This is a genomic window from Nocardioides sp. J9 (assembly GCF_007829375.1).
In the GTDB taxonomy this organism is placed as follows: domain Bacteria; phylum Actinomycetota; class Actinomycetes; order Propionibacteriales; family Nocardioidaceae; genus Nocardioides.
Window position 1 is genome coordinate 122,967 of record NZ_VLJQ01000077.1, and the last position, 7,552, is coordinate 130,518.

At 74.3% G+C, this 7,552-nt stretch carries 8 protein-coding genes; all 8 read left to right on the forward strand.

Features of this window, described 5'->3' with window-relative positions:
* Positions 1 to 147: 147 nt before the first annotated feature.
* The gene (locus L615_RS12915; RefSeq protein WP_145725311.1) at positions 148 to 1,476 is read left to right on the forward strand and encodes a hypothetical protein; all 1,329 of its coding nucleotides are present in this window, start codon (positions 148 to 150) and stop codon (positions 1,474 to 1,476) included.
* Positions 1,463 to 1,954 (forward strand): SigE family RNA polymerase sigma factor, encoded by a 492-nt coding sequence (locus tag L615_RS12920; protein ID WP_145725312.1) that lies wholly within the window; start codon positions 1,463 to 1,465, stop codon positions 1,952 to 1,954. Before L615_RS12915 ends, L615_RS12920 begins: the two co-directional genes overlap by 14 nt.
* The gene (locus L615_RS12925) at positions 1,951 to 2,250 is read left to right on the forward strand and encodes a thiamine-binding protein (RefSeq protein ID WP_145725313.1); all 300 of its coding nucleotides are present in this window, start codon (positions 1,951 to 1,953) and stop codon (positions 2,248 to 2,250) included. The genes L615_RS12920 and L615_RS12925 overlap by 4 nt, the downstream gene beginning before the upstream one ends.
* Entirely contained in the window at positions 2,247 to 3,053 is an 807-nt protein-coding gene (locus L615_RS12930) for a DUF3105 domain-containing protein (RefSeq protein ID WP_145725314.1), read from the forward strand. Before L615_RS12925 ends, L615_RS12930 begins: the two co-directional genes overlap by 4 nt.
* 40 nt (positions 3,054 to 3,093) lie before the next feature.
* Entirely contained in the window at positions 3,094 to 3,522 is a 429-nt protein-coding gene (locus L615_RS12935) for an NUDIX domain-containing protein (RefSeq protein WP_036516696.1), read from the forward strand.
* Positions 3,519 to 4,454, forward strand: coding sequence for an SMP-30/gluconolactonase/LRE family protein (locus L615_RS12940; protein WP_028654295.1), 936 nt, complete (start codon positions 3,519 to 3,521; stop codon positions 4,452 to 4,454). The genes L615_RS12935 and L615_RS12940 overlap by 4 nt, the downstream gene beginning before the upstream one ends.
* Positions 4,455 to 4,472: 18 nt before the next feature.
* Complete coding sequence (gene dxs / locus L615_RS12945) at positions 4,473 to 6,386, forward strand: 1-deoxy-D-xylulose-5-phosphate synthase (protein WP_145725315.1); 1,914 nt, start codon at positions 4,473 to 4,475, stop codon at positions 6,384 to 6,386.
* The coding region (locus L615_RS12950; protein WP_145725316.1) for a hypothetical protein at positions 6,367 to 7,552 on the forward strand (1,186 nt) is incomplete at its 3' end. The genes dxs and L615_RS12950, both read left to right, overlap by 20 nt.

Sequence of the window (7,552 nt, forward strand, 5' to 3'; positions counted from 1 at the left end):
CCAGCCCGAGCGAACCGACGGCCCGTCCCTCCCGAGGGGCGGGCCGTCGGCGTTCCCGGGAGGTCATCGGAAAACTTCCGGGGACGCCCCCTCCTTCCATCCCATTCGCGGCGTACGGGAGGGTGAGCCCACCCCAGGAGGACCCCGATGACCGACCTGCGCGACCTGCGCCACCTGCTCGACGAGCTCGCCGACCACGCCCCGACCGACACCGGCCCGACCGGCGCCGGCGCTGCGGGCACCCGCAGCCTCTGGCGCCGCGGAGTACGACGCCACCGCGCCCGGCAGGCCGTCCGGGTCGGCGCGGTCGCCGCTGCGACCGCCCTGGTCGCGTCGCTGGCCCTGGTCACGGTGCAGCACGATCCCGAGCCCCCGGTCGCGGTGCCGTTCGCCGACCTCCACCTGCCGCGCACGGTGCACGCGCCCGACGCGCGGGCCGAGGGCACCGGGAGCGCCGGCGCACCCGGCCCGCTGGCCGTGGTCGGCTCGGCGCTCCGCGAGGGCAACCGGCAGGAGGAGGGCGCCGTCGAGCAGGCCGGGACGTGGCCCTTCGGGATCTCCGCCGTCGACGGCTCCGCGGTGTTCCTCGACCTGCCCGGGACGCGGCCGGAGTCCCTCGGCGACGACCACCTGGTGCTCTCGCCCGACGGCACGAAGGTGGGCTACACCCGCTACTCCGCGGACCTGGAGGTGGTCGGCTTCGCCGTCCTCGACACCGTCACCGGCCGCGCCCGCATGCTCGAGGACCCCGACCACGACGTGATCCGGGGGATGGACGTCTCGGGGCTCACCTTCTCCGGCGACTCGCGCTACCTCGAGACGTCCTACTCGCTGACCGGCAGCGACCGGCCCCGGGAGCGCTCACTCGTCCTGTGGGACGTCGCGACGGGGGAGCGGCTGGTCGCGGAGCCCGCCGGGCGCTACTGGCTGCCGAACATGGGCTCGGCACCCAGCGGCACGGTGTGGTCCCGCGGCACGCGCACGTTCCGCTTCGACCCGAGCACCGGGGGGACGACGTCGGTCGACATGGGCGTCGAGGTCTACGAGGCGTCGTACGGCCCGGAGGTGGAGGCGGTCGCCGTCGTCGCGCCCGGTGAGGCCGACGCCGCCGACTGGCGCCTGCTGGTGGGGCCGAGCCCCACGGACCTGCGGGAGGTGGACCTGCCGATCGACGCCAGCGAGGTGCTCGGCTGGACCGACGCCGGGCACGTCGTCGTCGGCGAGGCCCCGGGCCTCGGGGCGGTCGAGGTCGACGTGGCCACCGGGGACGTCGTCGACCTCGGCCTCGCCGTCCGCGGTGACGTCATGGGCCGACCCCACTACGCCGCCGACCTGTGGGCCAACCCGCTCGTCGAGGGCTACCGGACCACCGCCGCGGACCAGCCCGCGTGGCAGGCGTGGCTGGCCCTCGGTCTGCCGGTAGTGCTGCTCGCCGGCGCGGGTGCCGTCGTGTGGAGGTCCCGTGCGCGACGATGAGGAGCTCCCGGCCTCCTTCGAGGCCTTCGTGCTCGCCCGCCGCGGCGCCCTCCTGCGCACCGCCTTCCTGCTGACCGGCGACGCCCACGCTGCCGACGACCTCGTGCAGACGGCGCTGGTGAAGGTGGTCGGCCGCTGGCGGCGCATCCAGGCCGACCCCGAGCCCTACGTCCGCACGGTGCTGGCGCGCGAGAGCGTCAACCGCTGGCGGCGCCGGCGCTGGCGCGAGGTGACCACCGACCAGCTGCCCGAGGCGGTCGGCCGCGAGGACGGCACGGTCGACCGGCTCGACCTCCGCGCTGCGCTCGACCGGCTCGCCCCGCGCCAGCGCGCGGTGCTGGTGCTGCGCTACTACGAGGACCTCACCGAGGCGCAGACCGCCGAGGTGCTCGGCATCGCCGTCGGCACGGTGAAGTCCCACGCCCGCGACGCCCTGGCCCGGCTGCGGCTCGAGGCCGTCGATACCGTGAGCCCATGATCGTCGCCTTCAGCATCAGTCCGTCGGCAGCGGACGACACCGGCGGGGTGTCCGAGGCCGTCGCCCGCGCCGTGCAGGTGGTCCGGGAGTCCGGGCTGCCCAACGAGACCAACGCGATGTTCACCAACATCGAGGGCGAGTGGGACGAGGTGATGGCGGTGGTCAAGCGGGCCGTCGACGTCGTTGCCGAGACCTCCCCGCGGGTCGGGCTGGTGCTCAAGGCCGACATCCGCCCCGGCCACGCCGGTGAGCTCACCGCGAAGGTCGAGCGGGTGGAGAAGGCGCTCGAGCAGTGAACCAGCCGCCCCCGCCGCCGTACCAGCCGCCGAACCAGCCGCCGAACCAGCCGCCGAATCAGCCGCCGCCCGGGTGGGCCCCGCCGCCGCAGCAGCCCCCGGCCTGGGGGCAGGCCCAGCCGCCCTACCCGGTCGCGCCGCCGCCGTACCCGCCGGCCGGGTTCCAGCAGCCGCCCCCGCCGCGGCGCGGCCGCGTGGTGCCGGTCGTGATCGCGGTCGTCGCCGCGGTCCTCGTCCTCGCCGCGGCCATCCTCGTCCCGGTCCTGCTCAGCGGCGACGACGATGACGAGCCCGCCGTCGCCGACCGGCGCGGCGACGACGCGTCCGGGCCGAGCGACCTCGACGACGTCCAGTCCTTCGAGGACCTCACCAACCAGCACCTCGACATCGGCGAGGAGCACTCCTACCCGCAGTCCCCGCCGGTCGGCGGCGACCACGCGCCGATCTGGCTCGAGTGCGGCGTCTACGACGAGCCCGTGCCGGTCGAGTACGTCGTGCACGACCTCGAGCACGGCACCACCTGGCTGACCTACCGCCCCGACGACCTCGACGCCGACGGCATCGAGCGCCTCGCCGAGCAGCTGCCCGCCAACGGGATCATGTCGCCGTACGCCGACCAGTCGGCCCCCGTCGTGATCACGGTGTGGGGACGCCAGCTGGAGCTGACCGGCCCGGACGACCCCCGGATCGGCCTGTTCGTCACGAAGTTCGGCGCGGGCGACACCGCGCCGGAACCGTTCGCCTCCTGCAACGGCGGGGCCAGCCCCGACGACCTCGCGCCGCTCGGCGGGCCGGTCGTCTAGGTCCCCGACGCCTGCCCGCGGGGTCGCTACGGTGGGCGCCGTGCAGCGGTTCGCCTCGGTCATCCTCGTCGACGAGCGGGGCTGGGTGCTGCTCCAGGAGCGCGACGAGCACCCCGTCATCGACCCCGAGCGCTGGGGCTTCGTCGGTGGCCACGTCGACGACGGCGAGGAGCCGGACGACGCCGCCTACCGCGAGCTGACCGAGGAGACCGGGCTCGAGGTCGCCCCGCCGGGCCTGCCGCTGTGGCAGGAGTTCACCGTCTTCCACGAGGCCTACGGCACCGACGACTCGGTCCGCGTCTACGCCGCCCGCACCACGGCGACCGACGCGGACGTGGTCGTCGGCGAGGGGCGGCAGATCGTCTTCGTCGACCCCGCCCGCGTGCCCGACCTGCCGCTGACCACCGCCGCGGCGGTGATCCTGCCCGCCTTCCTCGCCTCCGACCGCTACCAGGAGCTGCTGCGATGACCTTCTCCGCGTTCGCCGTCCCCGGCCACGGTGCCGAGGACGTCGTGGTCGCCACCTCCGGGCCCGACGAGGGCTGCGTGTTCACCGGGACCGAGGACGGCGCGATCTTCCGCGTCTCCCACGACGGTCGCCGCATCGATCGGGTCGCCCACACGGGCGGGCGTCCGCTGGGCCTCGAGCTCGCCCCCGACGGCCGGCTGCTCGTGTGCGACGCCCGCCGCGGCCTGCTCTGGGTCGACCCCGCGAGCGGTCACCTCGACCTGGTCACCGACGGCGTGGGCGGACGGCCGATGAAGTTCTGCAACAACGGCGCCATCGCGTCCGACGGCACGCTGTGGTGGTCGGACTCGTCCACGCAGTTCGGGATCGAGCAGTGGAAGCACGACTTCGTCCGCAACACCCGCACCGGTCGGCTGCTGCGCCGCGCGCCGGACGGCACCGTCTCGGTCGTGCTCGACGGACTCGCCTTCGCCAACGGGGTCACGCTCTCGGCGGCCGAGGACTTCGTGTGCGTCGCGGAGACCGGCGCCCGCACCGTGGTGCGCTACTGGACGAGCGGACCCCGCGCCGGTGAGCGCGACTTCCTGGTCACCGACCTGCCGGGCTACCCGGACAACATCGCCCGCGGCAGCGACGGGCTGGTCTGGGTCAGCATCGCCAGCCCGACCGACCCGGTCGTGGAGCGGCTCCAGCACGGCCCGATGGCCCTGCGCCGGCTCGCCACCGCCCTGCCCGAGGCGGTGCAGCCGAAGCCGAAGGAGACCGTCCGCGCGCTCGCGTACGACGACCAGGGCCGCCTCGTGCACGACGTCGACGTCCGCCCGGCCGAGCACGGTGCGTCGTACCACATGGTCACCGGCGTGCGGGAGCACGACGGGCGGCTGTGGATGGGCAGCCTGCACGAGCCGGCGATCGCGGTCCACGACCTGTGAGCGCATAAAGTGGGGCCCATGGCTGTCCTCGACCAGATCACCGCACCGCGCGACCTGCGCGGCCTGTCCGAGGACGAGCTGACCCAGCTCGCGGCCGAGATCCGCGACCTGATGATCCGGACCGTCGCGACCAACTCCGGTCACCTCGGGCCCAACCTGGGTGTCGTCGAGCTGACCCTGGCGATCCACCGGGTCTTCGACTCGCCGCGCGACAAGGTCGTCTTCGACACCGGCCACCAGTCCTACGTGCACAAGCTGGTCACCGGTCGGGCCGGTGACTTCGCCTCGCTGCGCCGCGAGGGCGGGCTCAGCGGCTACCCGAGCCAGGCCGAGTCCGAGCACGACCTGGTCGAGAACTCCCACGCCTCTACCGCGCTCAGCTACGCCGACGGCCTCGCGAAGGCGTACGCGATCCGCGGCGAGGACCGCCACACCGTCGCCGTCATCGGCGACGGCGCCCTGACCGGCGGCATGGCCTGGGAGGCGCTCAACAACATCGCGATCCAGCACGACAGCCGGCTGGTCATCGTCGTCAACGACAACGGCCGCTCCTACACCCCGACCATCGGCGGCCTCGCGACCGCACTGACCTCGCTGCGCACCGACCCGCGCTACGAGACCCTGCTCGAGGTGGTCAAGAAGCGGCTCAACGCCGTCCCGGGCGTCGGCCCCGCGGCCTACGACGCCCTGCACGCCATGAAGAAGGGCATCAAGGACGCGCTCGCCCCGCAGGGCCTCTTCGAGGACCTCGGGCTCAAGTACGTCGGGCCGGTCGACGGCCACGACCGCGGCGCGATGGAGCAGGCGCTCTCCCAGGCGAAGAAGTTCGGCGGCCCGGTCATCGTGCACGCCATCACCCGCAAGGGCTACGGCTACGACCCGGCGGAGCGGCACGAGGCCGACCAGTTCCACGCCCCCGGCCCCTTCGACGTGCAGACCGGCGCCGAGAAGCCCAAGGGACCGATCTGGACCGACCACTTCGCCGAGCACGTCGTCACCATCGGCGAGCGCCGCCCCGACGTCGTCGCGATCACCGCGGCGATGATGCACCCCGTCGGCCTCGACGAGTTCCAGAGGCGCTTCCCGGACCGCACCTTCGACGTGGGCATCGCCGAGCAGCACGCCGTGACCTCCGCGGCCGGGCTCGCCATGGGCGGGCTGCACCCGGTCTTCGCCGTCTACGCCACCTTCCTCAACCGGGCCTTCGACCAGGTCCTGATGGACGTGGCGCTGCACAAGTGCGGCGTCACCTTCGTGCTCGACCGCTCCGGCGTCACGGGCGACGACGGAGCCAGCCACAACGGCATGTGGGACATGTCGATCCTCCAGGTCGTGCCCGGGCTGCGGCTCGCCGCGCCGCGCGACGTCCCGCGGATGCGCGAGCTGCTCGACGAGGCCGTGGAGGTCTCCGACGCCCCGACCGTCGTCCGCTTCCCCAAGGGACCGCCGCCCGCCGACGTCGAGGCGATCGACACGGTCGGCGGCTGCGACGTGCTGGTGCGCGAGGGCGAGCAGGACGTGCTCGTGGTCTCGGTCGGCGCGATGGCCCCCGTCGCCGTCGACGTCGCCGCCCGGCTGCGCGACCAGGGCATCGGCGTCACCGTCGTCGACCCGCGCTGGGTCAAGCCGGTCGACCCCGCCCTGCTCGAGCTCGCCCGCAGCCACCGCCGCGTCGTCACCATCGAGGACAACGGCGTCGTCGGGGGAGTGGGCGCCGTCCTGCTGCAGACCATGGCCGAGGCCGGCATCCGCACCCCGGTGCGCCTGCACGGCATCCCTCAGCAGTTCCTCGACCACGCCAAGCGCGCGGCGATCCTCGAGCAGGTCGGCCTGACCTCGTCGGCCATCGCGCTGCAGGCGGTCCACGACATCACCGCCGAGCCCGCGGACCCCGACGGGGCCGCGCTGCTCGATGCCGACAGGAGCCGGTGAGCTGGCCAGGCGCCGCCTCGCGGCGCTCGCCTGCGCGGCGCTCCTGCCGCTGACGGCCTGCTCCGACGACCCGCCGCCGCCGACCCACGGCGGCTCCGCCTACGAGGACGTGGCCGCGCGGATGCAGGCCACGCTGGACCAGCGCGCCGCGTCCCTGCGCCGCGGTGACCTCGCCCGCTTCCGCGCGACCCTGGACCGCTCGGATGCCGGCCTCGTCGACACCCAGCAGGTGTACTTCGACAACATCGCCCAGCTGCCCGTCGGCCGGCTGCGGCTGCGGGTCCTGCCCGACACCATCACCCCGGTCGACGGCAGCGGGGTGGACAGCACGGAGTACTGGGCCGAGGTGGTCGTCGCCCTCGCGCTGGAAGGGTACGACGCTGCGCCGGTCCGCACCCGCGACCGCTACCGCTTCGTGCCCACCCGGGACGGCTCCCGCCTGGTCGTCGGCTCGACGACCGACTACGCGTGGGAGGAGCAGCACCCCGGCAACGCCCAGCCGTGGGACCTGCACGCCATCCACGTCGAGCAGGCGCCCGGGGTGCTCGGCATCTTCGACTCCTGGACCGACGAGGACGCCTGGCAGGTGCTCGACGCCGCCAGCAGCGGCCGGTCCGACGTCCGCAGCGTCGTCGGCTCCGACGACGCCTCCCCGGCCCTCGACGGGGTCGTCGTCTACGCCGTGCAGGACCTGTCCTTCCTCGACGGGCTCGCCGGGCAGACCGTCGGCGACCCCGACCGCGTCGACGGGCTGACGATCGCGGTGCCGGTGGACGCGGCCGCGCCGGGCAGGGGCGTGGCGTCGTACCGGATCTTCGTGAACCCGCGCGTCCTCGACGAGCCGTCTGCCGTGCTCGGCCGCCTGGTGCGCCACGAGCTCACCCACGCACTGCTCGGTGCCCGCGGCCGCGGCGCGCCGCTGTGGCTCAGCGAGGGCATCGCGGAGTACGCCTCCGTCCGCTCGATGTCGCCGGGCCAGCGGCGGCTCCCGTCGCGCGCGCTGGACGTGGGCGCGTCGGCGACCGACCTCCCGGGGCACGCCGAGTTCGGCAGCACCGACGCCGAGGCGTGGTACGCCGTGTCGTGGTGGGTGTGCGAGTACGTCGCCGCCACCTACGGCGAGTCCACCCTGCTCGGGCTGCTGGAGCAGCTCGCCGGCGGCGCCG